Source organism: Streptomyces sp. BF23-19 (genome assembly GCF_041106355.1).
Taxonomy (GTDB): domain Bacteria; phylum Actinomycetota; class Actinomycetes; order Streptomycetales; family Streptomycetaceae; genus Streptomyces; species Streptomyces virginiae_A.
This window is the reverse complement of record NZ_JBGBPT010000088.1, coordinates 1-26,521: the sequence shown is the minus strand read 5'-3', so window position 1 is coordinate 26,521 and position 26,521 is coordinate 1. Positions and strand designations below refer to the sequence as shown.

Annotated in this window: 15 protein-coding genes, 3 pseudogenes and 1 CRISPR repeat array; of the genes and pseudogenes, 10 read left to right on the top strand and 8 right to left on the bottom strand. The window is 69.5% G+C overall.

Annotated elements, in window-relative coordinates; translation table 11 throughout:
• Positions 1-17: 17 nt before the first annotated feature.
• Positions 18-422: a hypothetical protein gene (locus AB8A24_RS35365; protein ID WP_369478545.1), complete on the top strand. Its 405-nt coding sequence runs from the start codon at positions 18-20 to the stop codon at positions 420-422.
• Positions 423-459: 37 nt separating this feature from the next.
• Here the strand turns inward: AB8A24_RS35365 and AB8A24_RS35360 are convergent, their stop codons facing one another.
• Positions 460-891 (bottom strand): peptidase inhibitor family I36 protein, encoded by a 432-nt coding sequence (locus AB8A24_RS35360; RefSeq protein WP_369478544.1) that lies wholly within the window; start codon positions 889-891, stop codon positions 460-462.
• A 261-nt stretch (positions 892-1,152) separates the two neighbouring features.
• On the opposite strand from AB8A24_RS35360, the pseudogene AB8A24_RS35355 reads away from it, so the two are divergent.
• Positions 1,153-1,266: pseudogene (locus tag AB8A24_RS35355) on the top strand (XRE family transcriptional regulator); the annotation flags it as partial.
• 61 nt (positions 1,267-1,327) lie between these two features.
• Here the strand turns inward: AB8A24_RS35355 and AB8A24_RS35350 are convergent.
• Complete coding sequence (locus AB8A24_RS35350) at positions 1,328-7,432, bottom strand: hypothetical protein (RefSeq protein WP_369478543.1); 6,105 nt, start codon at positions 7,430-7,432, stop codon at positions 1,328-1,330.
• Between the two features lie 111 nt (positions 7,433-7,543).
• Positions 7,544-9,832, bottom strand: a complete 2,289-nt coding sequence (locus AB8A24_RS35345; RefSeq protein ID WP_369478542.1) for a hypothetical protein — start codon at positions 9,830-9,832, stop codon at positions 7,544-7,546.
• A gap of 684 nt (positions 9,833-10,516) precedes the next feature.
• Between AB8A24_RS35345 and AB8A24_RS35340 the strand changes: the two genes are divergently transcribed.
• Entirely contained in the window at positions 10,517-11,080 is a 564-nt protein-coding gene (locus tag AB8A24_RS35340) for a hypothetical protein (RefSeq protein WP_369478541.1), read from the top strand.
• Here AB8A24_RS35340 and AB8A24_RS35335 read toward each other — a convergent pair.
• Both AB8A24_RS35335 and AB8A24_RS35330 read right to left on the bottom strand, forming a co-directional pair.
• The gene (locus AB8A24_RS35335; protein ID WP_369478540.1) at positions 11,055-11,762 is read right to left on the bottom strand and encodes a hypothetical protein; all 708 of its coding nucleotides are present in this window, start codon (positions 11,760-11,762) and stop codon (positions 11,055-11,057) included. The two genes, AB8A24_RS35340 and AB8A24_RS35335, sit on opposite strands and share 26 nt — an antisense overlap.
• 464 nt (positions 11,763-12,226) lie before the next feature.
• Complete coding sequence (locus tag AB8A24_RS35330) at positions 12,227-12,985, bottom strand: hypothetical protein (RefSeq protein WP_369478539.1); 759 nt, start codon at positions 12,983-12,985, stop codon at positions 12,227-12,229.
• A gap of 340 nt (positions 12,986-13,325) precedes the next feature.
• Here AB8A24_RS35330 and AB8A24_RS35325 point away from each other — a divergent pair, with 340 nt between their 5' ends.
• Entirely contained in the window at positions 13,326-13,652 is a 327-nt protein-coding gene (locus tag AB8A24_RS35325) for a hypothetical protein (protein ID WP_369478538.1), read from the top strand.
• A gap of 200 nt (positions 13,653-13,852) precedes the next feature.
• Here the strand turns inward: AB8A24_RS35325 and AB8A24_RS35320 are convergent, their stop codons facing one another.
• The gene (locus AB8A24_RS35320) at positions 13,853-16,594 is read right to left on the bottom strand and encodes a patatin-like protein (protein ID WP_369478537.1); all 2,742 of its coding nucleotides are present in this window, start codon (positions 16,592-16,594) and stop codon (positions 13,853-13,855) included.
• Positions 16,595-16,934: 340 nt separating this feature from the next.
• Positions 16,935-17,747 (bottom strand): annotated as a pseudogene (locus tag AB8A24_RS35315) (transposase); the annotation flags it as partial.
• Between the two features lie 234 nt (positions 17,748-17,981).
• On the opposite strand from AB8A24_RS35315, the gene AB8A24_RS35310 reads away from it, so the two are divergent.
• The 6 genes from AB8A24_RS35310 to AB8A24_RS35285 all read left to right on the top strand — a co-directional run bounded on the left by AB8A24_RS35310 (position 17,982) and on the right by AB8A24_RS35285 (position 25,327).
• Complete coding sequence (locus tag AB8A24_RS35310) at positions 17,982-18,113, top strand: hypothetical protein (RefSeq protein ID WP_369478536.1); 132 nt, start codon at positions 17,982-17,984, stop codon at positions 18,111-18,113.
• Positions 18,114-18,118: 5 nt separating this feature from the next.
• Positions 18,119-19,285 (top strand): IS110 family transposase, encoded by a 1,167-nt coding sequence (locus tag AB8A24_RS35305; protein WP_369478555.1) that lies wholly within the window; start codon positions 18,119-18,121, stop codon positions 19,283-19,285.
• Positions 19,286-20,095: 810 nt separating this feature from the next.
• Positions 20,096-20,613: direct repeats of the CRISPR family, unit length 28 nt; unit sequence GTCGACCCCGCACCCGCGGGGATGGTCC.
• A gap of 1,129 nt (positions 20,614-21,742) precedes the next feature.
• Positions 21,743-22,075, top strand: coding sequence for a hypothetical protein (locus AB8A24_RS35300; protein WP_369478535.1), 333 nt, complete (start codon positions 21,743-21,745; stop codon positions 22,073-22,075).
• A 75-nt stretch (positions 22,076-22,150) separates the two neighbouring features.
• Complete coding sequence (locus AB8A24_RS35295) at positions 22,151-22,864, top strand: ABC transporter ATP-binding protein (protein ID WP_331745817.1); 714 nt, start codon at positions 22,151-22,153, stop codon at positions 22,862-22,864.
• Positions 22,861-25,044: a hypothetical protein gene (locus tag AB8A24_RS35290; RefSeq protein ID WP_369478534.1), complete on the top strand. Its 2,184-nt coding sequence runs from the start codon at positions 22,861-22,863 to the stop codon at positions 25,042-25,044. Before AB8A24_RS35295 ends, AB8A24_RS35290 begins: the two co-directional genes overlap by 4 nt.
• A gap of 127 nt (positions 25,045-25,171) precedes the next feature.
• Positions 25,172-25,327 (top strand): hypothetical protein, encoded by a 156-nt coding sequence (locus tag AB8A24_RS35285; protein ID WP_369478533.1) that lies wholly within the window; start codon positions 25,172-25,174, stop codon positions 25,325-25,327.
• Between the two features lie 750 nt (positions 25,328-26,077).
• Here AB8A24_RS35285 and AB8A24_RS35280 read toward each other — a convergent pair.
• Positions 26,078-26,236: pseudogene (locus AB8A24_RS35280) on the bottom strand (DUF6009 family protein); the annotation flags it as partial.
• Between the last annotated feature and the right edge of the window lie 285 nt (positions 26,237-26,521).

The window sequence follows — 26,521 nt, the reverse complement described above, 5'->3', positions numbered from 1 at the left end:
CTCCGGCGTCCTGGCGAATGGCTTCGTGGCGGAGCAGAAGTACTGGCCACCGCGCGATCCTCTTCACCCCCGCCGGCCCGGGCGGCCGGCTGCTCCTGCAGACTTGGCGCGGCTCTCTCGTCGAGGACCGGTTCCCCGACCTGGTCGCGGTCGCCGAGCAGCTGCCTGAAGGTCTGGTCCTTGATGGCGAGCTCGTCGTCTGGGACACCGCAGCCGGCCGGTTGTCCTTCGAAGCCCTCCAGCGTCGGGCCGCCGCCAGTGGCCGCGCCGCCTCCGCGCTCGCCGCGAAGAGCCCGGTGTTCTTCATCGCCTTCGACGCCTTGCAGATCGACGGCATCGAACTGCCAGCAGGTGACTGCCCCGGGCCGGGCCCGTACCCGGCGGTCGCCTGTCACCGGCCGCACGTACGCCGTGGTCGGTGAAGGAGAGAGTGTCGTGCGTTTGGTCTCCTGCACCTCCTTACGCGCCGCAGGGTGTGGTGTTGTTCTTCAGGGAGTGGGTGGTGTCGTTGAGTTGGTAGGAGCGCAGGTCTGCGATGGTGCCGCCGTCGGCTCCGACGCATACATGCCAGCCGAAGTAGTTGTCCTGTTGGTAGACCCTCGCGGTGCGGCTGCTGTTGTTGATGACCGAGCTGCCTTTGCCGCGGATGTAGTCCGGCAGGTGTCGGACCGAGCCGTCGGTGGCGCGTTTGACGTAGGGCTGGCCCTCGAAGTGGATCTCGGGGTAGATGCACACAAATCCGCGGGGGCACTGGATCTGGTCCTGGGGGGCGGTGACGGCCGAACCGGTTTTGCCCGGCGCGGGCCGGGCCTGGGCGGGGGTGACACCGGCCAGCGCCGCCGTCAGGGCCACGGTCGCACTGACGAGCGCGAGGATCCGGGGAACGTGCATGTACTGACTCCTTCGGTCGGTTCATGCCGGAGAGCAGCAGGCGCCGCACGGTCGCCCCCAGTCCCCTGCGGCCGGAAGCCCCGGGCACGCCCACACATCCAACGCCCACCCTGCCGGCGCGACTACCCAAAGCGACAGTCGCTTCACATATAGTCCCCAGCCTGACTGGATCGCAGGGAGCGCACCGCTTCACCACTGCGCGCCGCAAGTGCCCCAGTGCCGCCTTCTGGTGCTCCGACACTGCGGCGCTGGCGTCGGCGCGCGGCCGACATCCGGCGCCGGGGCAGCGCCGAACTCGTCACCGTGCAGCAGCAGCTCGACGACCCTCGCCTGTGGTCCGTCGCTGCACGCCTGATGACCTTGTACGCGAAGACTCCCAAGGCCGAACCTCGCCCCACCGAGCGGCCGGTGGGGGCGAGGCCGTGTTGCATCGGCGTCAGTCGAGCAGCGCCACACACTCCCGGAGCAGCGGTTCCAGGCGCAGCAGGTGGTTCTTCTCCCGGTCAAGGACCTGGAGGGCATCGAGGCAGGTGACGACCCAGCGGGCCTCGTCCTCGTCCTCGATCCGGAAGGCTACGGCGGTCACCGCGCTCTCCAAGTCGAACAGGGTCTCCTTGAACTCCTCGGCGAGGGCCCGGTAGCCGGTCGCGAGCAAAGGGTCCGCGAACACCCCGGTCGCCTCGGCGAAGGACCGGGCGGCTGCCCGATCTCGGCGCAGGCCAGCCAGGCGGTGCAGGGCCGCGTCCGGGTCGCTGAGTTCGCCGTGGAGACGGTGCGCCCTGTCGACCAACACCGGCCAGCCTCCGGTGAGCTCGTGGAGTCGGTCCAGGCGGTCCTCCGTGTGGAACTCTTCGACGCGTTGGGCCCAGCCGCGCAGGGTGCGGTGGTCGTGCCGGCGCAACACGACGGGAGCGGCCGAGGTGGGTTCGGTGCCCGTCAGCAGGGGGCGCCACAGTCCGAGCTGGTTGGGGTCGGTCACGACAACCACGGCGCGCGTCACACCGGGTGTAGTGGGCAGCATCGTCTCGGCCTGGTCGACGGCCTGCCGGGGGGCCTCGGGGCGGGCGTCCGGGTAGCGGGCGAAGTCGCTGATGACGACCCGCCGCTCCCGGGGGCGGCCGCCGGTCAGCTCCTGCTTGTAGACACTGGGCTTGCCGATGGCCGGCAGGGTCCAGTCTGCGATGCGTCCCGCGACCGCACGGAGGGTGTCGCCGACGTCCCCGACTCCGGTCGCGGCGGTGCCGAGCACGATTCTCGTCTGGTTCGACCGCCCTCCCAAAAGGTCGTCGAGCTGGGTGATGGTGAGCGGCGCCGGTCGGCCGTCGGGCAGCTCGGGGCGGCCCTCCTGGACGATGCTCTCCTGGAGCTCGCAGTCCTGCTCGGCCCTGAGTAGACGGGCATCCACCTCGTGGGAGGTGCCGATCATGCGCAGGGCGTTCGGGCCGCGCAGATGCCAGCCTTGGCCGTCGTGGTTGGGCGCGAGGACGCCGAGGCCTACCATTTCGGAGAGGTAGGCACGGAAGCCCTCGGTGTCGAGCTGCTCGAAGCCCTTGCGCCAGAATGTCTCGCACTCCTCGCGCAGTTCGGCGTCGCTCAGCCGTACCTCCAGGCCTCGGTGGCGGGCGTGGTAGGCCAGGACGTTGGCGATCACGTCGTAGCGGTGGTCGAGGCTCAGGGTGTCCTTGAAAGCAGCCGAGATGCTGTCCCGCAGCCCGGTGTCTGACTCCACGACCTCGATGTCGCCGATCTCCACTGCGTACGGGGGTTCTTCGGCTCCGCGTCGCATCCGCTTGCGGTGCATGAGCTCCACCAGCCGGTGGCCGAACATCTGGAGCAGGAACGGCTGGTAGGAGCAGTAGCCGAGTACGCGGTTGACGAGGTCCATGTCCTGGAACTCGAAGCCGAGCGCCCGCATGGGGTCGACCAGCAGTTCGGCGGCGGACTGGGGCGCGAGCGGGCCGATCACCTTCGGGGTCTGGGCGAGATGGCTGAACGGCCCGTTGCTGGCGAGCTTCGTGAAGCGCTGCACGGAGTGCAGGCCGGCGAAGACGACCTTGGCGCGGTCCTTGGTGTCGGTTCCGAGGCCCTTGAGCTTCTTGGTTTGATCGAAGCGGGGGGCGTCGGCTTCGAAGAACTGGTCGCACTCGTCGAGCAGGATCAGCAGACGGCGGCGGGAATCCCCGTCGAGCCAGGCGCCGATGCCGGCGCGCACCCGTTCGGAGATGTCCTTGACGGACTTGCGGCCCTGCTGCCCGACCAGGACCTCTGCCTTCCTGAGCTCCCGGTCGAGGACACTCCACAGTGCTTCGAGCCCCAGGGAGCTGCCCTTGCCGATGTTCTCTTGGTCGAGGTTCACGTACACCGCCAGCTGGTAGCCGGGGCGCTGCCCTTCGAACCGCTCCCCCGCATCGCTGAGGAGGGCGGACTTGCCGAGCCCGCGGCCGCCGAAGATGACCTGAGTGCCAAGCGGGTCGAGGACGCTCTTGCGTTCGGCGTCGCGGCCGTAGAACATCTCGCCGCCGATGCGGCCGCGCTTCTCCCTGATGTAGGGGTTGACGCCGGAGAACGGCAGAAGGGTCTGCGTGGCGGTGCTGACTTGCCGGTTGCCGCGCGCCGAGAGGTAGGCCAGGGCGGCGTCGTCCACGACCAGCATCGGTTGCAGCCGGCTGGAGCCGGCGGCGAGTTCGACGCGGGCCCCGCGGCTCAGCGTGCCGAAGTAGGCGACGAGGAGGCTCGTACCGCTCGTGTCGCTTTCGGCCAGGCTCATGACGACCTTGGCAGGCGGGCGGCCCCAGACCAGCAGCACGCGGAGCGTACCCCCCTGCTCCCGGATCTGCGAGCCGAACGCGGGCGCCTTCGCCCTGCCGTTGATCTCCACCTCCGTCGCTTCGAACAGACGGTACTCACGCCGGCGGTGAGACCTCTCGTCCAACGGCTTGGCACTCTTGGCGTCGTAGCCGAGGAGCTTCAGGGCCGGAAGCAACTGCCTCCGGGCGGATACCTCCAGCCGGTCCTTCGGCTCGGTGGCGCCCAGTGCCCGCCACTCCTCAAGGGCATCCGCCGCCAAGGCCGCCTCGTCGGTGGAGAGGGCGCTGTAGTCCAGGACGGGGATCTCCGGGTGTGTACCGCCGGAACGGACGAGGCCGACGAGGGCCGGGTCGATGCCCTTGGGCAGACCGTCGGGCACGGCCGGGAAGAATTCGGTCAGGTGGGATTCGCCAGCGTCGATCTCCGGGACTTTCTCGCCGATCTCCAGGAAGTAGACGAGGTCCGATGCCGTGGCCAGGCCTCCGGTGTCCAGGTGCCTGAGAACCTGTGCGCGCAGCTCCTCGCTGGGGTCCAGGGCGTCGAGGCGGGCGCGGATTCGATCGGCGGCCTGCTTTCGGAAGTCGGGCAGTGCGTCCCGTACGGTGTCGAGGGCACGCCGTACGTTCACGAGGTCGTACATGTCGGAGTCGTCCAGCCGCCGGATGGCGTCGGCGAGGAGCTCCTGCAGGCTCAGGTCCTGGTCGTCGGTGACGGCGCCCTCGGCTTGGGCGCGGTGCAGTTCGGCGACGAGCTCCCGGTGCGTCTCACGCAGCTCTGCGCGCCGGGATACTGCCCGGGCGTCGATCTCTGCCACCGTGGGCAGGGGAAGCGCACCGGGCTGCGGCCCGGGCAGCAGCCGCTGTCCCGATAGCTCGACGAGCGTCCGCGCCGTGGCGAACGCGTCGTGGGCGAGCCTCTCGGCGAAGGCGTCCTGCCAGCTCCGCTCGACCGCCGTGAGCAGCCAGGCGAGCGGCGGGCGTTCGTCGATCCGGTCGCACACTTTGAGCAGTTCCACGTCCAGTACGAGTTCCGGGTCCACAGGGTTTTCGACTGGTGCGGCCGCAGTCTTGCCAGCCAGCAGGTCGAAGAGCTCCTCCATCGACGCGTGCGCCGCCCAGGCGGTCGCGCCGTTGACAGCACCGGAGCTTTGGGCCAGTTCCAGCAGTTCGCCCAGTGCCGCCTCACGGCCGTCCAGCAGGGATCGGCGCAGGGAAGAGATCTCCTTGATCGCCCTGTTACCGTCGGAGCGGTCACCTCGGCGGATGGTGTCGACCACCAGGCACCACTCCTTCACCAGGGCGGCGACCCTCTCCACAAGGTGCACCAGATCCTGCCGTCCGGAGCCCTGGAGGGGCTTGCCGCTGGGCGAGCGGTGTTTGCGGTCCATGCGGTCGATCTCGTTGTTGATGTCGGGCAGCTTCGACAGGCGCTCGGCCTGCTCGCGGACCCGGGCCGCCCCGTCACGGTTGTCGGCGGCAACCGTCCTCAGCATGGATCCGAGGAGCCCGTCGTCGGCCAGCCACTGCTTGGCGATCTCCGTCGCCCGTGCGAAGCGCAGCCGCGGCGGCAGAAGGTGGGTACGGCACTGATCCAGCAGCTCCCGCAGCCGGGCCTCCGCGCCCGAAACATTGGCGCTGACCACCAGCGGCGAGGCTGTCATGAGAGCCCCGCTGAGGGCGCGGTCGGCTACGGCGGTCGCGGCCTCAGCCAGCCTTTCCGGCAGCCGGGGCGCCAAGGCCTTCAGCTGGGCGCCTGCCAGATGGTCCCCAGTAATCAGCGCCGTGCGCAGCAGGGCGGGCAGGAGGACGAGCTCGCTGCCTTCCGTGTCCCGGCCGGTGTACACGCCGTACTGCTGGAGCAGGTCGGCGGTCAACCGGGCGCCCTGGCTGCCACCGGGCGTCAGCAGCTCGGCGGCGCCGGCCAGGCGGAGTGCCACGACCTGCGCCTCGGGGTGGCCGGCCGCGTCCGCCACATGGTGGGCCAGTCCGAAGCGTCGTTCCACGATCAGGTGGGTCAGGACGCTTTCCGTGACCTCAGCGTCGGCGTTCGCCTCGCTGGCGGCGGGGGCCGGGGGGGCAGGCTCAGACGACAGAGCCTCCCCGTCGTGCGGCGTGGCTGCGGTGGGCATGGGCCTTGCCTCCGGGGCCGCGGCGGGTGCCGTCGGCTCGTGGGCGGCCGACGCGGCCGGGCTGCGGTCGGTGAGGACCGGGTCAACCTCCGGCTTCGCGACGGGCGCTTCGGATGCGTGGACGGCGCGGGCCCTGCGCCCCTCGGAGGCGCGGTCTGCCGACGCCCCGACCGGGCGCCCGTTCGTCTGCCCGGCGACTGGCTCAGCGGGGTCGGTCATCGTGTCGGCAGCCGGGGACTCGTCGGCCGCCCCGGCGGCGCCTTCGGCGATGCCTGCCGTTGGCTGTCCTTTCGTCTCCGACGGCTCCGCGGCCGCCTCCGGCCGGGCCAGGACAAGGCGGTCGGCGACGAGCACCGCCATGGCACAGCCGGGCAGCACCTGTACCACGCGGTCTTGCAAGGCCAGGATCTCCGCAGCCTCGTACGCCTGGCGCCCCTTGCGGAGCAGCCGTGACAGGTCGGCGAGGGCGGCGGCCTCCTGCCGCTGCGGCTGCTCCCACACGGCTGCGTCGAGCAGACGGCCGGTCTCGGCACGTACGGTCTCGGCGGCGAGGGCGGCGGGGGCGCTATCCGGCAGGGCGGCGACGCCGAGCAGCTCCCGCAGCGCCTTCCGCGCCTCGCACTCGCGTGCCGTCCGGTGCTCGCGTGCGGCCCGCGCCATGTCCTCCAGACGACGGGGGACCCCGGTGATCCCCACTACCCGGAACACCGCGCCGGCGCTGTCGAAGGTGGCGCCGAGCCTGCCCAGCGCGGCCAGGTCCTCCTCGTGCGGAGGGCGGCCGTCCGCCACCGCACCGGTCGCGTTCTCCGCAGCCTGCCGGGCAGCTGCGAGGGCCGACTCCACCTCTCGGCAGGCCGCCTCAGGGTCCGGCCCCTCCACGCCGCCGACCTGCGCGTCCCCGGCCCCGCCGCCCGTGGCTGCGGGCACATCGCACGGGGCGCCGGACTCTGGCACGGCCAACACGGCACTCTCGGAGTCAGCTGCGGACGACCTCTCAAAGCCCTTCCACAGGGGCTCCGGGTCCGGGTACGCCGCCCGGGCGGACCGGGCCGCGTCGGCCACGGCGGCCAGGCCTACCGCCAGCTCCTCGTCGGCCATCTCCATGAACCAGTTCTGGTCGGCCGCCCAGGCGAGGATGTGTGCATGGAAGACGGAGGCGTTGCCCCAGGCGAACACCGTGGTCCGAATCAGCGTTGCGCCCCATCGCGAGACGGGGTTGGAGACGGTCTTGCCGTTGCCGTCCTGTGCAAAGACGTACTCGCCGACCTGGTTCATCACAGTGGTCGTGAGGTCCCTGATGCCGCAACGGCACTTGCGCTGCCGGGCGTCGCGACGCAGCCGCGAGAGGACGTCCTGGCACAGCGCCCTGCCCGCGCGCCGCGGGGCCGCCATGCGGATTCCCAGCTTGCCGAGCAGCTCCTGCCGGTGTGTCGGCGGAAGGGAGTTGAAGGCCAGTTCCACCATGTCGGCCGTGAGCTCGTTTACGGCGGCGCCGACGGGATCTTCCAGGGCGTTGAGCGCGGAGGCCAGTCCCTGCAGGGCCTCGGACGAGACGTTGGGCGGGGACAGCGGCGGCCCAGTTATGACGCGGTAGCGGTCGTGCATGTACGCCTGCTCCATTTCTGCGGCTGGTGGTGCGGGTGCGGGATCGACTCACGCGAGCTCCGAGCCGAAGGAGAGTGGGCGGCGGGATGGTGGAGGGCATGAATGCGCGACTCAGCGGCCGCGCATGTGCTCGGTGACGAAGGTGTAGCCGTAGGGCAGTTCCCAGCCGTCCGCCTTGCCAAGCCTGCGGCAGTGGTCGCGGAAGGCCGCCCGCTGTGCCGCGCTGGGCAAGCAGCCCGGCCGCAGGCGCCGCAGGTGGCCGGCGACGAGCTGGAGGGGGAGCTGCCCGACGCCGTCCGGTTCCGTGTCGCCCCAAGGGCGTATCACCCGGCGCCGCACCGGACGGTAGGCGATGAGCGGGATGACGGGCTGCCCCTCGCGGGCTGGGAAGTGCGGCTGGCCCCAGGCGTCCCGGCTGCCGAGGGCGGACTCCAGGCGGCGCTCCGCCAGGAGTTCGGCAACCGCCGCCTCCAGCGCGAGCGCCTGCGGCCGTGAGGGCGGGCGCCCGTAGGCTGCGCTCGGCAGCACGAAGCGGTCCAGCAGGGCATGGCCGTCCACGGTCAACAGACCGCAGCGGCGCACGGCGCGCATCACCAGCTGCCGCGGGCCGAGACCGACCGCGCTGTCGCCGTGGCGATCACTGCCCGGGGCATCCTCCCTGGTAAGGACACGAGGGTCGTAGCAGTGCCCAATCACACGATCGTCGACCTCAAGCGTCTCCTTGAGCCGCATCGTGGCCCCGCGAATCACCGTTCCGCCGCGGGGCCAGCACAGTTCGAGGAACAGGCCGGGGAAGAAGTCACGGGGCCAGGCGATGCCCGCCAGCCGGCTCGATGCGTCACCGAGTTCGGCGGTGACGTCTTGCCCCACCTCGTGTGCGTTCGTGGTCCGCCCGACGTGGTCGAGTTCGAGGCGTGCCCTGACGCGCGGGCCATGCGACCGGCGGAGTTCGCGCTGGACATGCGGGTGCAGGGGGAACCAGCCGTCCACGAGGTGGGCCAGCCGCAGGGGCGACTGCCACACGACCCCCTCGGCATCGTTCCGCAGGAGTTCGCAGACGCCGAGGTCGGCGTCGGTGAGGGGTTGATCGACCGGATCGACGTCCGCTTCCGACTCCGTCCCTCTTTCCGCCCCCTGCTCCGGCGGAGCAGGGACCGTCGACGCCCAGCCGCGCCCTGACGGGGTCAGAGGGTCGCCCGGCGGCTCGGTACCGCCGGGATGGTGCGACCTCCAGACACCCCCGCTCTCGAAGGCGTCGTCGAGCGTGACGAGGCAGCCGTTCTCGAACAGGCCCTGCTCGCTGTCCCGCCGGACGACATCGGCGAGCGTCAGGTTCGCCCGGCACACCGCCGAGGCGTAACCCACTCCCTCCAGCAGTTCCGCAGCACCGGGCACCTGGCGCAGCCGCGGTCCGACCGCCGTGTACACGGTGACCGGCGCGGTGAGGCCGTGGCGCCGCTTCGCCGGCGCGGCCGCGTGTTCCACGGCGGCCACGAGGGACCTCAGGTCGTCGCCGCCCAGCGGGCCGGTATCGCCCCAGCACTCCGCCAGAGAGTCCCGGGTCACGGCGTAATGGCCCCATGTGCGCAGCGAGGCGCTGGACAGGATTGCGGCCCGCACTGTGTCTAGCAGTCCGAGCAACCCTGCCCGCAGCAGGTCCTCGCCCGTGCCGCCCACGAGTTCGGCGAGAGACACAGGTACGAAGGGGCTGAGCAGCTGCTCGCGGCCCGTGGTCAGGAGGTGTGCCGCATAGGCGGTCAAGTCATCCCGCTGGGCGGCTTCCGGGGACGGGTAGGAAACGTCGACAACGACGTGCCCATCCCCGCTGAGCCAGCGCCGGCGCGTGCGCAAGCGGTGGAGCTGGGCTTGTGAGAGGCGCAGGGCCGGGCCGAAGGCATCTAGATCCGGGACAATGCGCTCCCAACGGCGAACAGCGGGGCCGCTCGCCGTCCTGCCCGGCCCCTCTGCGCTGGCGGGCGCCCCCGACACCCAGGCCGGGACGTCCCCAAGCGGCCCGACCTCTGGGTGTGCGCCCTCGCGATAAACGATCTCCGCATAGAGCGGGTCCGATCCCGTGGCCACGCACATCATGGCACCGACCGGAAGTATGGGAGCACGCTCCCCGAGGGTGATGACGGGGAAGTCGTCGAGGCGCAGCGGACTGCCACCGTAGCCGTCGCCGTTGAGGTCGTACCCGAAGTACACGGCATTGAAGGCGACCGCGGTGTGCACTGGTGCGCGGCGGCCAGCGACCACCGCTTCGAGGTATCGCACCAGCGGCTGTAGCTCCCGGTCCGGTACGGCAGCGCTGCCCTGCGTCATGGAGGGGGTCAGCAGAGGCTCGTCACCGTACGGATCGAGCACGCTCGTCCGCCCGCTGTCCTTGACTGTTGCCGACACGTAAGGGTCCCCACCCATGGCACCTCCACCGCACTGCGCACTACCCGATCCACCTGCGGCAATTCCCGCAGCCTACGCGGAGGTGTGCATTCCTGCGGCACTTTCCTCACTTTGCGAACGCTGACGGGCGCCTACCCGCCTATGACCTTGCCCGGAGGCCGCAGCACCCGGGCACGACCATGTCCCAGGACGAGGTCGACGGGTTCGAGCTCGACGTGTACACCGGCAAGGGCGATACGCACTTCCACCTCACCGTGGCCGGCGTGTTTGCCGCGGAGGACCCAGCCAAGGCCGTCGGATCCGACCCGCCCTCCGTCGAGGCAGGGCATCAACCTCGTCCTATAAGTGGTCGAGCAGTAGCTATCGCCGACGCCGACCGGGGCACCGGGGTCGAGAATCACGGCCACCGCCGACGGGCGCCGGCCCGCGCCGCGACGGGCTCTCCTTGCCGCGAGCCCCCTGCGCTGCCTCAGGACGTCACGGCCGGTCCGAGGCAACGAGTGCACCCTGCGGGTCGCACAGCCGAACTTGGCCATTCACGCGCCGGTTTCCGGGGCGGATTTGGGGCGAAAACACGGCCCGACCAGCCCCGAATGTGAGTTATAAATGGTATAGTTGTCTTGCTGGTCGGCGGTGGCAGTCGACCACCGCGCCGAATCCGTATCTCACTCCCCAGGGAGAGCTATGACCACGCACACGATGCAGGTCGCTACCTCCGACGCCGCGAAGAAGGAGGAAAAGAGGCCCGTGAAGCCGACCGCCAGCTTCGCCGGAATTCATGCGGAGATCACCGACGCCCTGAATTTCGTCGAATTCGGAATTGCTCCGAAGGCTCAGCCGCCCGCGCAGCGCGGTGTGCTGATCGAGACCGGCCGGAACCGGATCGTCTTCAGCGCCCACGACTTCGACACGTCCGTGTCGGTCACGATCCCCGCTGCGACGCCGCTCTCGAAGGGCTCCTCGCTCCTCGACTTCCCCGAGCTGAAGGAGACCCTCGCGGCCATGGTCGCCGGGGAGACCAAGGCCGTCGCCGCCCGGACCCGCGTCTCGCTCGACGGAGACCTGCTGGCCACCGAACACCTCACGGTGCCCGTCACCACGCACGACCTCCACGAGTACACCAAGCCGCGTTCACGTCCGCCGAGCGGGCCATGGAGTGACGGCGGAATCCGGCCGCATCCGCGGCCGCATGGGAGAGCCTGTATGAACGGCGGCCGCTTGATCACCTTGCGGGGAGTCGGCCAGTGACCTCCTTCCATTTCTGGCGCGCGGCTTTGAGCCTGCCGAGTGCGGCGGCCTGCTCCGGGTCGAGCCGATGTTGTTGCGTCATGTCGTGGAGCTCGATGCGGACGGCGTCTTCATGTGTGGTGTCACCTTCGGCCTCGGCCAGTGCTGCTCGGGCCGCCGTGATGCGGTCTTCCAGGCCTGCCTGGAAGACCGCATCACGGCGTGCGGCGTTCGTGACGCGCGTGACAAAGGCGTGCACGGCGTTTTCCTCGTGCTCGCTCTGCGACAGCGGAACGTGATGGACGTCCCCGTCTGCCTCGGTCACGATCAGGTGGTGGCTCTTGGGACCGTGATGGATCCGCACGGTGAGGCCGGCCAGTGGCAGCTCCTCATCCTCACTGATCGAGAGCGTGTGCCGGCGCAGGACCAGGGTGCCGAGATCGGCCGCCACCGGACCGCTGCCAGGATTCTGAGCTTCGCGCAGGGCCTGTTCCGCGACAGTGACGCGGCGACGGTGGGCGGCCTGGGCGGAGTTGAGGCGGAGTTGGACGGCGGTCCGCTGGAACCATGCCTGAACGGCCCGAGCCGTCAGATGCCTCCGGGCTCGTGCCAGTTCCCGGCGTTGGGGTGAGTAGGTGCGGCTGAAGGCGGGGCCCCAACCGCCCGGGTAGCGGTAGCGGTGCCAGCCGACGAGTACCGCCACGGCGATCAGAGCGCGCACCCCCCACTGCAAGACCTCCATCGTCCTCCCCCTTCCCCGCCATCCTGGTCAGCTCTACTTGTAGCGCCCCGGCGCCGTCGGCGAGGTCTGTTTGTGAGAGGTCTGCAGGCCGTGGGCGACAGCTTGGACCGGGCTGCGGAAGGTCGGCCCGGGCAGTGATCGGCGTGGTGGCTGCCGAGTGGCTGGTGCGCGGCGTCGCGGGCATGCGAGCGCACCCATCGTGCTGAGCCCTATCGGCCCGACGCGTACCGCCCCGGCTGGCTCGCCCTCGGCGCGGTGCGTGGGCTTGCCGCGTGTCGTCCCGGGCCCGGATCGGCGGTGGACCCGTCCTGGCCAGCTGTCGACGCCGGTGGGCGCCTGGGGCGGGCCGGTGCGGTGAACGCGGTGCCTGGTTTCCCGGGGGTGGGGAACCAGGCACGTCGAGCCTGGCGCAGAGCCTCAGCCTGTCAGCGCCGGGAGATCTCGCCGTCCATGTAGTCCCGCAGATGGTCCTGGCAATTGGGGCGCCCCTCCAGCGGCGGCAATCCGGCAGCCTCGCCCGCGTGCCAGATCACCTCGACCATGATCTCGGCCGCCTCGTACCACTCCTCGTCGCCCTTGAACCGGATGGCGGCGGCGCGGGCCATCGCACGGGCAGCCTCCCGGGCGGCCACGGCGGTCGGCGTCTCCGGGCCGGTGAGGCCGGCGGCGGTCTCGTACGTGAACGGGTCCCGACCTCGGGTGCGGATGACGTCCGAGCACCACGTCGGGTCGTCCGCGAAGACGTCCAGGGCGGTATGGGCGAGGGCACGGCCGTCGGGAAGCGTCCCGGCCCTCGACAGGGCGAGGAAGGCCGCGTGGTACGCCTCGGCGTCGGGGGTGTCCGAGTACATTTCGAACCCGGCCCGGCTGAGTGCCGCCTCGGCGGCTTCCTCGCACGCGTCGTACGTTCGCTTCACCCGGGAGTGGTCGGTGTAGTAGAAGAGCTGCTCGACCTTGCCGCCGGCGTCGAACCAGGTACCGGCCTCGGTGGTCACGGCATCGATGGCCCGGAGCCGGTCGGCGGCCTCGGCCAGGCCCGCAGCCTGCAGTGCGCAGGCGAGCTGGCTCCAGATGCTCTCGGTGGGCTCACACATCTTCAGGCAGTCGGTGTACCGCAGGCCGGTCACGGCCTGGATCTGCCGGGCGAGCTGCGCGGCGCGGGTCTGCTTCTTCGGCATCGTCATCTCGGATTCCGGCGGACGTCGCCCACGCCATGCCCGCCCCGGGTACTCGATGCGCTCGATGATCTACGGGGGTACGCGGGCCTGTGAGACCTTCACCCGGGATCGCCGGCCGCGTGGGAGCCGACGGCGGGAGGCAGTACGCGCCTTGCCGTCGAGAAGCGTACCGGCCCGGCCGCATCTACGAGACGGACCGGGCGCCGAGCTGAGCGCGCTCTTACTGCATTTCGGTAATTGGGGAGCGCCTATCTCCACCGAATGTGATGCGTGCATGCTATAGTTGTTTCATTGGTTGGTGGTGGCAACCGGCCAATGCCCGAAGACGCGATCGAGAGGACCACAGATGACCACAGCGACGACGGACCGGTACGACCCCGCGCCCGGCAGCGAATACCCGTTCTCCATCTCGGACATCGCCCGCCAGGCGGTGAAGCTCCTCGGCGACGACTGGCATGCCGAGTCCGGCTACTGGGGCGTGACCGGCGAGATCACCACCCGGGACGGCGCCCGGTTCATCGTGGGCGTGGACCACGATGGAGACCTCTACGTCTACGCGGACAAGAACGCCGAGCCCACCTTCCTCATGGAGTACTTCGACTGCACCAGCGCCTCGGACGGCCTGGAAGAGGTCACCGAGCGCGTCGTCGCGGTCATTCTCGACATTGCCTGACCGCGTCCCTCAGTCCCGCCCCGGGCGCCATGGCGTGCCCGGGGCCCGACGCCGGTTCACGCGCCACGCTTCGGCTCCACACACGGCGTCGAGTGCCCCTCAGGCCGACGTCGCCTGAATTACACAACCCACGCCGTGGTAACGGCTTGGGGCCTCTTCGACTCCCGAGGCCAAAGGCCTGCCGAGGCCCCGTCCCGTGGTCATTCCGTCGGCTGCCTCCGGGAGAGCTGCCAGGCCTTCCAGCGGCGGTGGAGCGCGGCTACCCAGAGGAACACGAGGAACACGGCGAAGTAGAGGACGAGGATGCCCCCGGCGGCGATGCCTGCGATGAGCGCGGTGAAATCGTCCCAGTTGCCGACCAAACACATCACCGCCAAGGCGATTCCGTAGGCCGCAAGCAAGGACGAGAGGAGAGCGGTGAAGCCGGCGAGCAAGGTGGTCGGCAGGGTCTTGGCGGGCTTGCTCCTGACCCTGCGCCACCACCACAGCCGCGCTGGCGTACACATCAAGCGGACCGGGAACCCCACCAGCCAGGCCCACCACTTCACCCGCCGCCCGAAAGCCGCCCACGAGGTGAGGCGCACCGCGTCGACCCAGACCCCGCGGAATGGACCGTGCTTGCCCACGGCCACCGCGAGCGAGGCCTCCATGACCCGGCCTGCGGTGTCCCTCCCCTTCCTAGTGGCGAGGAAGGCGTCGAAGAGCTTGGAGTCGTCGGGCTCCGCCAGTTCGTGGAGGTTCCTGCGCATCCGCGCTTTGCCGATCTCGGCCGCCAGCACGGCCTCGTGCAGCTTCGTTTCGATCCGCGCCCGCTCCGTGTGGTCGGCTACGAACAGGCGCAGCAGGTGGTGGGAGGCGTCCAGTCGGCCCCAGGTGAAGTCGGACAGCCGCCATTGCGGGTCGACGAAGGCACCGAAGTGGCTGAGGCGCTTTCCGTAGAGCTTGCGTTCGCCGAGGGGGGCGAACTCGTCGAGGGGGAAGACCGGGCTGTGGCCGTCAGGCCCCAGCCGCAGGAATTCGAAGAGGGGCGTGTGCTCGTTGATTTCCTCCGGGGAGGCAAACGCCTGCGCGATCACCTCGGTGATCAGGCAGGCGTGCAGGGTCTGCTCGAAGGTCGGCGGTGGGGGCGCATCGTCCGCACCGCTCTCCCTGTCCGTTTCCTGCTCTGCAGGTAGGTGGTGCGCCGCATCGACGTAGGCCCGGACAGCCTTCTGCACCTGCTCGCCGAGTACCGTCTGCAAGCCGAGTTCCCCGAAGAGGACGTCCACGAGTTCGTAGGGGCCGCGGTCGGCCGCGATGCGCCGGGCTGGGGCGCCGCCAGTAGCGTCCGCGGCGCGGATGAGGCGGAATAGGGCGTCCTGGGCGGCCCGCACGGAGCGGACACATTCGCTCAACTGCCCGAGTGCCCAGGTAGTGGCCTCATGGATCGTGGCCCGGGCTTCGGCGGCCTCTTCCGTCGGCGCGCAGGGGGCGGACGTGCCCTTGGTCCGCATCCGCTCGTTGAGGTCTCCCACGAGGGTCCAGACGAGCCGCTCGGCGGCACCCGTGCCCCAGGGCCATTTCCATCCGGAGGCGGGCGGTTGGGGGGTCAACGCCGCGTCCGAGCTGGGTACCCATTTCAGGTCAAGGGATTCGAGGGCGCCGTTCACGTTCTCGTACGGGATCCCGACTAGGTTCCGTACTCCGCGGCCTTCGTCGCGCAGCTGGCGCACCTTCCAGGCCAGCGCGCGCAGCCGGCTGCGGCGGTAGTCGCCGAACAGCGACGTGGCGAGCGCGAGGGCGTCGGGCAGCTCCGCGACGTTGCGGGATTCGCCGCGTCTGCGGTTCGGCCGCACATGGCGGGCGAAAAGCTGCAGCTGCCGGTCGAAGGTCTGGCTCCGCATGCGGTCGCACAGCTCCGCGGTGCCCGACCGGAAGTCGGCCTCCCGCGGATAGGTGATGGCCGTCCCGAGGACCGAGGGCCATTCGGTGGCCCGGCCCGGCAGGTTGTCGTCCATATGGCGCTGGGTCACTCCGGTGGACGGCACGATGTATACGACGACGCGCCGCACCGGGGCGTCCACGCGGCGGTCGGCGATCGCGTCGAGGACCGGGCCGAAGGGGGCGTTGTTGAGCAGGCCCCCGTCGACGAGCCAGCTGGCGCGGTCCCGGCCTCGGCTGGGGATCTCCGGGTCGGGGCGCACCCGCTGTTCGAGCAGCGGGGACTCGTCGACCGGGGCGAAGGCCACAGGGAAGCCGGCCGAGGCCCGAGCCGCCAGGTTGAGGCGACCCAGGCGCTTCTTCTCGAAGAAGTCGCTGCGGGGGGCGGGCTCCAAGCCCCAGGTGTTGCAGGCTGCGCTCGTCCTACGGAACGCGACCGCGTCGGGGTCGTGCTGAAACTTGTAGATCCTGCGGTGGTCCGATACCTCGAACTTCCCGCCGAACCCGTCCCGCAGGATCTCGGGCTGCCCGTCGATCGCAGTGGCCGTTACGAACAGGGTGACGGGTTCGGCGTCCCCCTCGTTCTTGCACATCGAGTCCAAGATCCGGCCGATCTCCGTCGCGAAGTAGCCGCCGTCCAGGACGCTGTTGTCGGGCGGCTCGTGCAGCAGCCGGTCGTCCGTCAGGGCGGCCGCGTCCCGCCATGTGCTGCGCAAGTCGGGCAGGGCAGCGCCGCGACCGATCGCTGCGGCGAGCAGGGAGCCGTTGAGGCCGCCAGCCGAGGTTCCCGAGATCACGTCGATCAGGACGGTGGTGTGCGCGCTCTCGACCACGGACTTCCAGATGGCGAAGGCGGCCTTGTCCCTGGGCTCGAGCTGCTCCTCGCGATCCTCCCGGTCCGAGTGCACAAAGCGTGACGCCCGCCGCAGCAAGTCCATCTCGTGTGCCACTCCGCCCATCCAGACGGCGAGGCTCACGCCGCCGTTGAGGACCAGTGCAAGGCGCGTCTGCTCGTGACCCATCACGGCACCAGACTAGGAAGCCAGGGGCATATGCTCCGGGTATCACAGCCGCGCCCCCCACGAAACACCCGACCAGCGCACCGACCACCCCTGATCCGCCGGTCTCCCGAACCCCGCAAGGCACGCCGCGAGCATTCCCGACCCTCGTGACAAGAATCCGACCACGCAGACCACACCGCCCATGCCAGACCCGGCGGACTCGTCCGGCGCGCGCGGCCACTCCCCCCATTACCGTTTTGGTTGCCTCGCAATGGGGCGCCCGGCCTCCGGAGTTGGCATGACCTTCCCCCCCTGTCGATCTCATGTCTTGGGGGGTGGTGTCACCGGCGATCTGGCAGATGGCGATGATGTGCAGGGCCGAGTTCAGGGCCCGGTTGCCGCCGGTGTTGAGCCGGTGGCGGATGTTCTTGCCGCTGGAGGCGTCCAGCGGAGCACTGCCTGTGTAGCTGGCGAAGTGGTGCTCGGTCGAAAAGCGGCTGACATCGCCGATGTGCCCGAGGATCTTGGCCGCGAGGACGGTCCCGAGGCCGGGCAGAGTCGTGAGCGTGGTCCGTGATGCCGCCAGCGCGTCTCGCATCTGGACCTCGTTGTCCTTGACCTGACGGTCAAGCCGCCGGAGGTCGGCCAGCAGATCGCGGGCGATGTCACGCTGGCAGTTGTCCGTGGCCGTAGCCGGTCGGATGCTCTTCATCAAGACTGCGGCCTTGTCAGCCGAGAGCCGCGTCGGGGCCCCTCCGGGAAGCAGGTCGCGAAGGACGGCGTAGTGGCGGTTGATGGCGCGGGTCCGTTCGTTGACCAGGTCGTTGTGGCGTTCGGTCAGCAGCCTCAGGATGGTGGACTGGTCCTCGGGGGTGACCTTGCGCAGGTCGGTGCGGAAGAGCGCGACCTGCGCAATGTGGAGTGCGTCGGCCGGGTCGGTCTTGCGGTCCTCGCCGGCGGCGGACAGCTGCTGGGCGAGGGTTCGGCCAAGGCCGCCTACGCCCTCGATCGCGAAGCGGCGCTCGGGCCACTGCTCGCACCAGCGGATCATCTGGCCGAAGGTACCCGCGTTGACGACGAAAGGGCGTTGGCCGGTCTTGTGGCCGGCGTCGTCGATGGCGACTGCGGTGTGTGAGGACTTGTGAGGGTCGATCCCGATGGTGATCACGCGCATCCTGACCTGTGCTCGAGCCGGCAGAAGTGTGCGGTGGGCACCCTGACTTGAAGTAGCGGTCGCACACATTCATGCCTCTGTCGAGCCACACCGCGCGGGTGCCGGACGGCGGCGGCACGCTAGTCATGAGCCAGCCCGGGGGCGGCATGAGGCTATGCGAGCCAGTGCCGACCGGCGCCCTGGACGCTACGGCTGCAGACCGGGCGTCTGGGGTCGATTCAACAAGTCAGGGGCATGACCACCGACCTTTCCGCAGGTCGGGAGGCTCTTCGTAATGTGGATGTGGCAATCGGTGCAGTGGGACGGCCGGGCGAAGCGGACGACCGGAGGACGCACGTGATCGACATCAGCGGCATCGGCGCCTAGCTGGCCTGGACGTCGGCAAGGGCGAACACCACGCCACCGCCGTCACCCCGGCCGGGAAGAAGGCCTTCGACAAACGGCTGCCCAACAGCGAGCCCAAGCTCCGCGAAGTGTTCGGGAAACTGCAGGCCAAGCACGGGACCGTCCCGGTCGTGGTCGACCAGCCGGCCTCGATCGGGGCCCTGCCGCTGGCGGTGGCCCGGGACATGGGCTGCCCGGTCGCCTACCTGCCCGGGCTGACGATGCGGCGGATCGCCGACCTCTACCCCGGTGAGGCCAAGACCGATGCCGCGACGCGTTCGTCATCGCGGACGCGGCCCGCGTCATGCCCCACACACTCCGCTCGGTCGATCTCGAGGAAGAGACCATCGCCCGAGCTGGAGATGATCGTCGGCTACGACGACGACCTGGCCTGCGAGGCAACGAGGATCAGCAACCGGCTCCGGGGCCTTCTCACGCAGATCCATCCGTCGCTGGAACGGGTCCTGGGGCCGCGAGTGCAGCACGCGGCCGTGCTCAAGCTTCTCGACCAGTTCGGTTCTCCGGTCCAGATCCGCAAGGCCGGACGCCGCAGGCTCGTGACCTTGATACGTCCGAAGGCGCCGCGGATGGCCGAGCGACTGGTCGAGGACATCTTCACGGCTCTGGATGAGCAGACCGTCGTCGTCCCGGGCACGGACGCGGCCGCGCTGATCGTTCCCAGCCTCGCCGGCTCGCTCCAGGCGGTGCTTGACCAGCGGAAACTCCTCGCTTCGAGGATCGAGGAACTGCTGGAGGCCGACCCTCTTTCCAAGGTCCTGACGTCCATGCCGGGGATCGGCGTCAGGACAGGAGCACGGATCCTTATCGATGTCGGCGACGGATCCGGCTTCCCGTCCGCCGCCCACCTTGCCGCCTACGCCGGCCTCGCCCCAGCGACCCGCAGCTCGGGCTCGTCGATCCGTGGTGAACAACCGTCCCGGAGAGGAAACAAGCAGCTCAAACGGGCCTTCTTCCTCTCCGCATTCGCTGCGCTCGCCGACCCAACGTCCCGGGCCTACTACGACAAGAAGATCAGCCAGGGCAAGCACCACACCCAGGCCCTCCTCTGCCTCGCCCGCCGCCGAGCCGACGTCCTCTTCGCGTTGCTCCGCGACGGCACCTTCTACGAACCCCAACCCGCCCCATCAGCTTGACCAAACCCATAGGGGCACCCCCGGGCCGGTCGGGGCCCCCTGTCGTTCGCCGCGGCAGCCGACGCCTCCGCCACCGCACGGCTCCGACCAGGCCGATGCCGCGTTGCCCGGGCTGTACGGCCGCGCTGACGAGCCGGCACCCCCTCAGGGCCTCAGCTCACAGCCAGCCTCGTCCGCGCGCTGCAGGCGGTCGTTGAGGCGCGGGATACGGCTGTGCCCCCTCATTCCAGGCACGGGAGGGGGCACAGGGCCTTCCGGATGGGAAGGTTCGACGCTGGTGGGCGCCGGTCTGGGTGGCGCCGTAGGCGCGGCAGAGCATGACGGTGTACTCGCGGTCGGGGCGCTCGATGGGGTTGTGCTCCCACCGACACAGCATCGGATCGGACAGGTTTCGCGGTAACAGCCCGTCGGCGACGTACAGGGCCTTGACCTGGGTGATGAACTGGAGCGGGACCGGCCCAGTGCGAGCCGCCAGGCTTTCAGCTGCTGCACCTCGGGCAGTGCGCGGCGGATCCAGCACGGTGCTGGCGCCCACCGGGGTGCAACTGTCGCCCATGACCTTCATGCCCACTGTGGCGACGATGGCAGGGTGATGAGGGTCTCCCCGGCGCTGGCCAGTTCGACGTCGGCTGCTGGGGAGGCATCCTGATGCAGAAGCTTAAGATGCCCCGTGCAGTCGCCTACGAGCACGGGGCCAGTGAGCGGTCGGTGGCAGCCCGTCAACTTGGACGGCTGCTCCTCTCGGCCCGCCCCCAAAACCAACTGAACGAAAACAGCTACCTCCGCCGAGAAAGTTCCAGCTCAGAAAGTGTCGACCCCGCACCCGCGGGGATGGTCCGGTGCCGAGGGTGATCCAGGGACCCATCCCGAGGTCGACCCCGCACCCGCGGGGATGGTCCGTGTCGGAGCACGTGGGCGCCGAGCGCGAGCCCGTCGACCCCGCACCCGCGGGGATGGTCCGTTGATGGTCGCCCAGCGTGAGAACACGTCGGCCGTCGACCCCGCACCCGCGGGGATGGTCCGGCACTCGAAGCCGCGGCGGCCGACCCGGCCGCGTCGACCCCGCACCCGCGGGGATGGTCCGCGGCCCCCAGGGCGGCGGCAGCGCCCAGGAGGGTCGACCCCGCACCCGCGGGGATGGTCCGGAGCTGCACTACATCTTCTGTTCGGAGCGCCAGTCGACCCCGCACCCGCGGGGATGGTCCGTCCACCCGCCAGCCCGGCGGCATCCCTACTCCGTCGACCCCGCACCCGCGGGGATGGTCCAGTCTGTCGACACCCTTCTGCCGCTTCGAGTGAGTCGACCCCGCACCCGCGGGGATGGTCCGGGGACGTTCGGCTCGCAGCAGCCGTTCCCGGTTCTGACCGACATCTCGAGGCATCTCAGGCGGCAGGCCCTTGCACAGCCGGGTGATCACGGTGGCCGCTTCCGCGTCGTCGGTGAAGCGGGTGTCGTCGGTGCCGCAGGCGAGGCGCAGTGCCTCATCGAGCACAGCGGTGAAGGCGGCAGTGTCGAGGTCGTGGGGTCGGGCGTTGAGGCCCGTCGAAGGTGTGACGGGAGGCGACCAGGGCCGCTGTGATGCCGGCGGTGGGCTTCAGCGGGCCGGCCTGGCCGGCGCTGGAGGCGTTGTCGACGACCACGAGGATGCGCCGCCCTCGCGGGCGTAGGCGGCCAGCACGCTGCGGTACAGCCATTGCCGGTTCTCCAGGCCGCCTGGGACGTGCTCGCCGGGAACGGCCAGGGCGCGCCCAGGGCAGGTTCCGGGGAGAGGCTGTGCTTGGCGTCGTAGCCGAACAGGTCGCCAAAGAGCACCCCGCCGGCGAATCAGCCCGGCTGCCCGAGGGCCTGGACGGCGAGTTCGGTCTTGCCGATGGCGGCCAGACCCGACACCGGGCGCACCAGCACCGTGCGCTGCCCATCTGCGCCCCCAGGGGCGGGGAGGACTTCACGTGGGTGACGTTCGGGGAGTCGAGCACCCAGGTGCGTTCGAAGGCGAGACTGAGCGAGACGCCGTCGTGCCGGGGCCGAGTCGGCCAAGGCCCCTCCCGCAGCCGGCGGGGGCCGACATGATCACGGTGACGGGGAGTCAGTGCATCAAGGCATATGCCGCGCAAGCCCCTCACCGTGAACGGATTGGCCTGATTGCAGGTCTGTCCGCGCGCCTTCCAAGTGGTTGTGGGGCTGCAGCGCTGCCGTTCGAGGGCCCTTGGCTGGTTCGGGCTGGACCGCGGCAGGGGGATTTGACGTGGATGGCCACAGATGGGCTGATTTACTGACAGTTACTCACTTGTCGCTCACCTTGAATTGATGATCCGATATGGAGCGAATCACGGGGGGAGGATGCAGATTTCCTTGGCGATTTCCGTGCTTCAGGTTACGGAACTCGGTATGCCATTTTTTGGCGTACCTCCATCGGGTAAGAGAAAGGCATCGTGATGAATCGTATTTCTTCGCGTGTGGGGGCGGTCGTTCTCGGCACGGCCCTGCTCGGCGGCTTCGTCGGCACCACCAGCGCGGTGGCCGACATGGACCGCTGGACCTCGGCGGCCCACTCCTGGCGAAGCGGCGGCAACCAGGCCGTCGTGGCGGACACCAAGGCTGACAGCACCTCGGTGTACACCCAGTACAACCGAAACCACCCGAGCACCACGCTCTACACGCTCCACAACCAGAGCGGGAACGGGACCACCGCCTACAGCAACGCCGGCGGCGACATATGGGACATGCGCGCGTGTACGTCCTACACCGGTCCGGACGACTGCAGCAGCTGGTGGAGTGACGACAACTGATCCGGATGTTCTGAACCGGATTTCACCCACCGGTGCCCCTGCAACTCGGGGCACCGGTGGTTTACCGAAGATAATATGAAAGGCGCTGCCGACATGGCGGACGGGACTGCTCTGGAGATTCGCGGACTCACCTATGCAGTGGGCGACCGAACCCTGATGAAGGAGCTCGACCTGACGGTGCCGAGCGGGCAATCCATAGCCGTCATGGGCCCCTCCGGATCAGGAAAGAGCACCCTGCTGTCCATGGTCCTGGGCCTCATTCCGGCCCAGTCGGGACGGATCGAAATCGCTGGCCGTGAACTCACGGGACTCCGCGGTCCCGCTCTGGCCCGACTCCGCCGGGAGCGGATTGGCATGGTGTTCCAGTTCGGTGAACTCCTGCCCGAACTCACACCTGTGGAGAATGTCGCCATCGCCGCGTTGCTTGCGGGCACGGAACGCGACACCGCATACGAACAGGCGCAATCCCTGCTGGGTGATCTCGGTGTACCCGTCGGTCAGACGCCCACCGCTGACCTCTCCGGCGGGGAGCGGCAACGCACGGCCATCGCTCGGGCGCTCATCGGCTCGCCCGCTCTGCTGCTCGCGGACGAACCGACCGGCGCCCTGGACCACGCCACCAAACTCCAGGTGTGCGATCTGATGTTCGCACTGCCCGCACAGCGCGGCTGCGGAATGTTGCTGGCGACCCACGACGCCGAAGTCGCCGCCCGCGCCGACGTGGTCCTCCATCTCCACGATGGCCGCCTGGTCCAGAAGATGGTGCAGACACCGGGAGACACGCGATGACCACCCCGGGCATGCGAGGCCAGATGCTGCGCATCGGCCGCACAGCCGGACGGTCCTCGCACGGCGGGCACACCCGGTTCCTGGCGCTGCTCTTCGCGACGCTCGCGCTCTCCCTCGCAGCCACGGCGTTCGTCGCTGCTTGGGCGACCTACGACGGGCGAGAGAGCCGGGGAGCTGCCCGTGCACCGCTGTCGGCCGTAGACGGGCAAGAGGGCAAGGTGCTCTTCGGCCGCTACTGGGACCAGTACCGGGGGCGGCAGTTCAGCGTCAACATCATCGTCCCGCTCACCCCTGACGCCCCGCTCCCGCCCGGACTACGATCATGGCCCGAGCCCGGCACGGCGGTCATCTCACCAGCCCTTGCCGAGGGGCCTGCCTCGGAGGACTTCCGGCACCGCTGGGGTGACCCGGGCGGGATCATCGGCGCCGAGGGACTTGCCAGCCCCGGTGAGCGGTTCGTCTATGTCCGCCCCACCGAAGAAATGGCGCAAACGGCGAAGCTCGTACCCGTCACCTCGTTCGGCGGGCCGTCCGGAGGGTCCGGCGACCTGCAGATCGTCCAGGCCGCCTGGGAGATCCACACCCTCATCGCCATCCTTCTCGCGGCACCGGCCTTCACGTTCGCCTTCCTCGCCGCACGGACCGCGTCCACCTCGCGCGATCGCCGCGACGCGCTCCTGCGCACCCTCGGCGCCGGCCCGGTCGCCCGATTGTGGATGGATGCCGGCAGCGTCCTCGTGCCGGTGGCAGTCGGCGGCCTGCTGGGTACGGCAGCCGCAGCCACCCTGATGATCGGCGACCTGAGGCTGCCGTGGATCAACTATCTGCTCTCCGCCCAGGACATGCGCACAGCGGTCCCTACCCTGCTGGCCGCCGCCCTGGCCGCCGCCCCGCTGATGTACATCATCACCGCGCTGCAGCGCCCACTGGCCGCACGCCGCAGCCGCTCCACCCGCCCCACAGCCTCCCGCGGCGGATTCCAACGCAAACTCGCCGTGGCACTCTTCCCCGCGCTGGTGCTCCTCGTCTTCACCGCCCAGTCCCTGCTCGGTGATCGCCGCCGCGGGACTCTGCTCTACCTCGCCTCGGTCACCGCCGTGTGGATCCTGCTGCCCAGCGTCCTGGGATGGCTGTTCCTCCGCCTCGCTCCCCGCCTCACCCAGGCCGCGAGAAAAAGCGGCGACCCCGCGAGGCTCATCGCGGTCCGGACCCTCACCGCCCGCCCCGCCGGACTGATCCGGCTGATCGCCTCGCTGGTCATCGGCGTCGGACTGATCGGTCAGGCAGGGGTCATCGGCAGCTCCATGGCCAGCATCTCCGGCAACTTGGACCAACTGGACTCCAAAGCGGGCCAGACCATGGCAGGCATCCAAGCCTCGGCCCGGGCGCACCTGGACGGCCCGTTCCTCAAGCAGCTTCCAGCTGGGGCGCACGTGGTGTCCTATGGGCACACACAGGACAGCTCCGCCAGGATCATCCAGGCCCCCTGCCCGGATCTGCAAGCGATGGGCCTGCCCTGCCCCGCGACAGGCACGCAGGCCGAGGTCGCGTACGGGAACCTCGACGAACGATTCCGCAGCCTGAACTTTCTGTTCTTCGGCCCCACGCCGGCGATCGTCCGAACCGGCCCACTCAAGAAGGTCGAGCCCAACGGCACCCTCTGGCTGGCCGTCTTCAACGCCCCGGACCAGCCGTTGGACGTGCCGGCGGTGAAGCGGACAGCCCACAGGGACCTCAGTACCAAGGCCAACGTACTCACACTCGCCGAAGCCAGCGGCAGCTCCTTCGACCTTGCCTACCAGTCACGCTGGGTTCCCTTCCTCAGCGTCCTGGGCACGCTCATCCTCGTCGGATCCATCCTGGCAGCGGCCTTCGCCGAATTCCTGGACGTAGGCCGAGCCCTGGCCCCACTCGCCATCCTCAGCGGCGACCAGCGCATCTTCCAACGCGCCGCCGCCTGGTTCCTGGGAGTCCCTCTCATCACTGCCGGGCTGATCGGAATCGCCGCGTACGTGGGGCTGTCACTCCCGGCCCTGGACGCCGACCAGGGGATCACCATCTCAGGACCACTGGTGGCCGCCGTGGCGCTCGGCACCCTCGCAACGGCTCTCGCGGCTTGGTGGGGCGGTGGCCGTACAGCCTCGGTGCTGGCCTCGACTTGGCGGCCCAAGGCCGACTGAAAGCAGGAGCGCTCAGCCGAATACGGAACCGGCAGATGAGCCAGCAATGCTGAGGACCTCGGTGGCATGACCGCCGGGGTCCTCAGCTGTTGCCGCTTCACCTGCACGCGCGTTCGGGGCGTGGACGGTGTGGAACCGGTGCAAGTTCTGGAAGGGGCCGCAGACCATTACCAGGACCCTGGACCAGCTGATCAGCTACCTCACCTGGCGGGGCACCAAAGCAGCAGTACTGCCCTTTGTCCGCCAGAACGGCTTCTCCGACATCTTCGCCAGGCCTTGGTGAAGCTTGCAGAACACCCGAACTTCGAGCGGCCGGCCCGGGGCAACGACTTCGGGACTCGCCACGAACTTCGTCCTGCACGCCAACGAAGACACCTCCCGCGAGGTCAGCATCGCTTTCCTCCCCTTCCACCTGCCACTCGTAAGCCGCACCAATTGGGCCCTGCAGGCTCTGGCAAGGGCGGTACGGTGAGAGCCAGCCGCCGTACGTGGCCCGGCTCCGAGTCGCCATGCACCAGATATGGTGGCCCGGCGAGATCAGCCCAGCCGATACGATCCCGGTCCCGACTGCCGCGGGCGTCACGGACGAGTAGATCGACGCTGCCGTCGAGCGGGCTGCCGTCGCCGCGCGGGCTTCAGCCGGATCTGCCGCTCGGCGGCCTGTACGCCTCGATCTGCTCCTCGTGGCGCTCCTGGAACTCGGAGTGATCGAAGCGGTCGTCCATCGCCGTAATCGCCTGCAGCTGCTCGGCGGGCGTGCGGCGCCCTACGATCAGCGGGCTGAGCCGTCCTCATGCCGGATGCGGACCAGGTCACCGTGCTCCTGGCGGGCGGTGAGAATGTCGAAGACAGGCGTCCCGGCGAGCGCTCGGTTCGGGTCTCATCGCTACGTCGACTCCGATCCTCCACCGGCAATATCGCTTCAGTCGCTCGCATGAAATTGCAGGTCAGAGCCACTTCGACGGAATGTCAGCGACTGAAGCGACCGAAGGTCAGACATTTACTCTCGTTTTCGGAGTCTCGGTCGAAGGTGTTAGACGTCGGCGGCTTGCGCCGGCTTCTCCGACCGTTGGGTCTTCCGGCCCTTGCTCCCGGCCGTCAGCGTGGTCGGGTCGACAGCTTCGGCGGGGGCGCCGGACGCGTAGAGGCCGTTCGGGACGGTGTCGCGGTCGTGGGGGAGGAGCCAGAAGACGGCGATGGGAAGCTGCGCGGCTATGAGCGGCAGCACGCGAGACGCTGTGCCATACCTCTTGATCGGCGTGTGCATGGCGTGCCGGAGCCCTCGTCGGCACGGAAGGCCAGATCCTGAATGAGGTCTTCACTTGCAGGAGTGGAAACGACGATCAGCCGTGCGCTTCACCGAACTGCTGCTGTCACCACGTGCCCGACTGCTCTCTTACAGCTCGTAACACGATCTTGCTGCAACGTCCTGGTTGGCCGTGACCGGTGTGAGGTTTTGGCCGTTCGCGATGGTGTG

Coding starts and splice junctions, on each gene's coding strand:
- AB8A24_RS35365 (WP_369478545.1), top strand. CDS start 18: ATGGCTTCGTGGCGGAGCAGAAGTACTGGCCACCGCGCGATCCTCTTC.
- AB8A24_RS35360 (WP_369478544.1), bottom strand. CDS start 891: ATGCACGTTCCCCGGATCCTCGCGCTCGTCAGTGCGACCGTGGCCCTG.
- AB8A24_RS35350 (WP_369478543.1), bottom strand. CDS start 7,432: ATGCACGACCGCTACCGCGTCATAACTGGGCCGCCGCTGTCCCCGCCC.
- AB8A24_RS35340 (WP_369478541.1), top strand. CDS start 10,517: ATGACCACGCACACGATGCAGGTCGCTACCTCCGACGCCGCGAAGAAG.
- AB8A24_RS35330 (WP_369478539.1), bottom strand. CDS start 12,985: ATGACGATGCCGAAGAAGCAGACCCGCGCCGCGCAGCTCGCCCGGCAG.
- AB8A24_RS35325 (WP_369478538.1), top strand. CDS start 13,326: ATGACCACAGCGACGACGGACCGGTACGACCCCGCGCCCGGCAGCGAA.
- AB8A24_RS35320 (WP_369478537.1), bottom strand. CDS start 16,594: ATGGGTCACGAGCAGACGCGCCTTGCACTGGTCCTCAACGGCGGCGTG.
- AB8A24_RS35310 (WP_369478536.1), top strand. CDS start 17,982: ATGACCACCGACCTTTCCGCAGGTCGGGAGGCTCTTCGTAATGTGGAT.
- AB8A24_RS35295 (WP_331745817.1), top strand. CDS start 22,151: ATGAAAGGCGCTGCCGACATGGCGGACGGGACTGCTCTGGAGATTCGC.
- AB8A24_RS35290 (WP_369478534.1), top strand. CDS start 22,861: ATGACCACCCCGGGCATGCGAGGCCAGATGCTGCGCATCGGCCGCACA.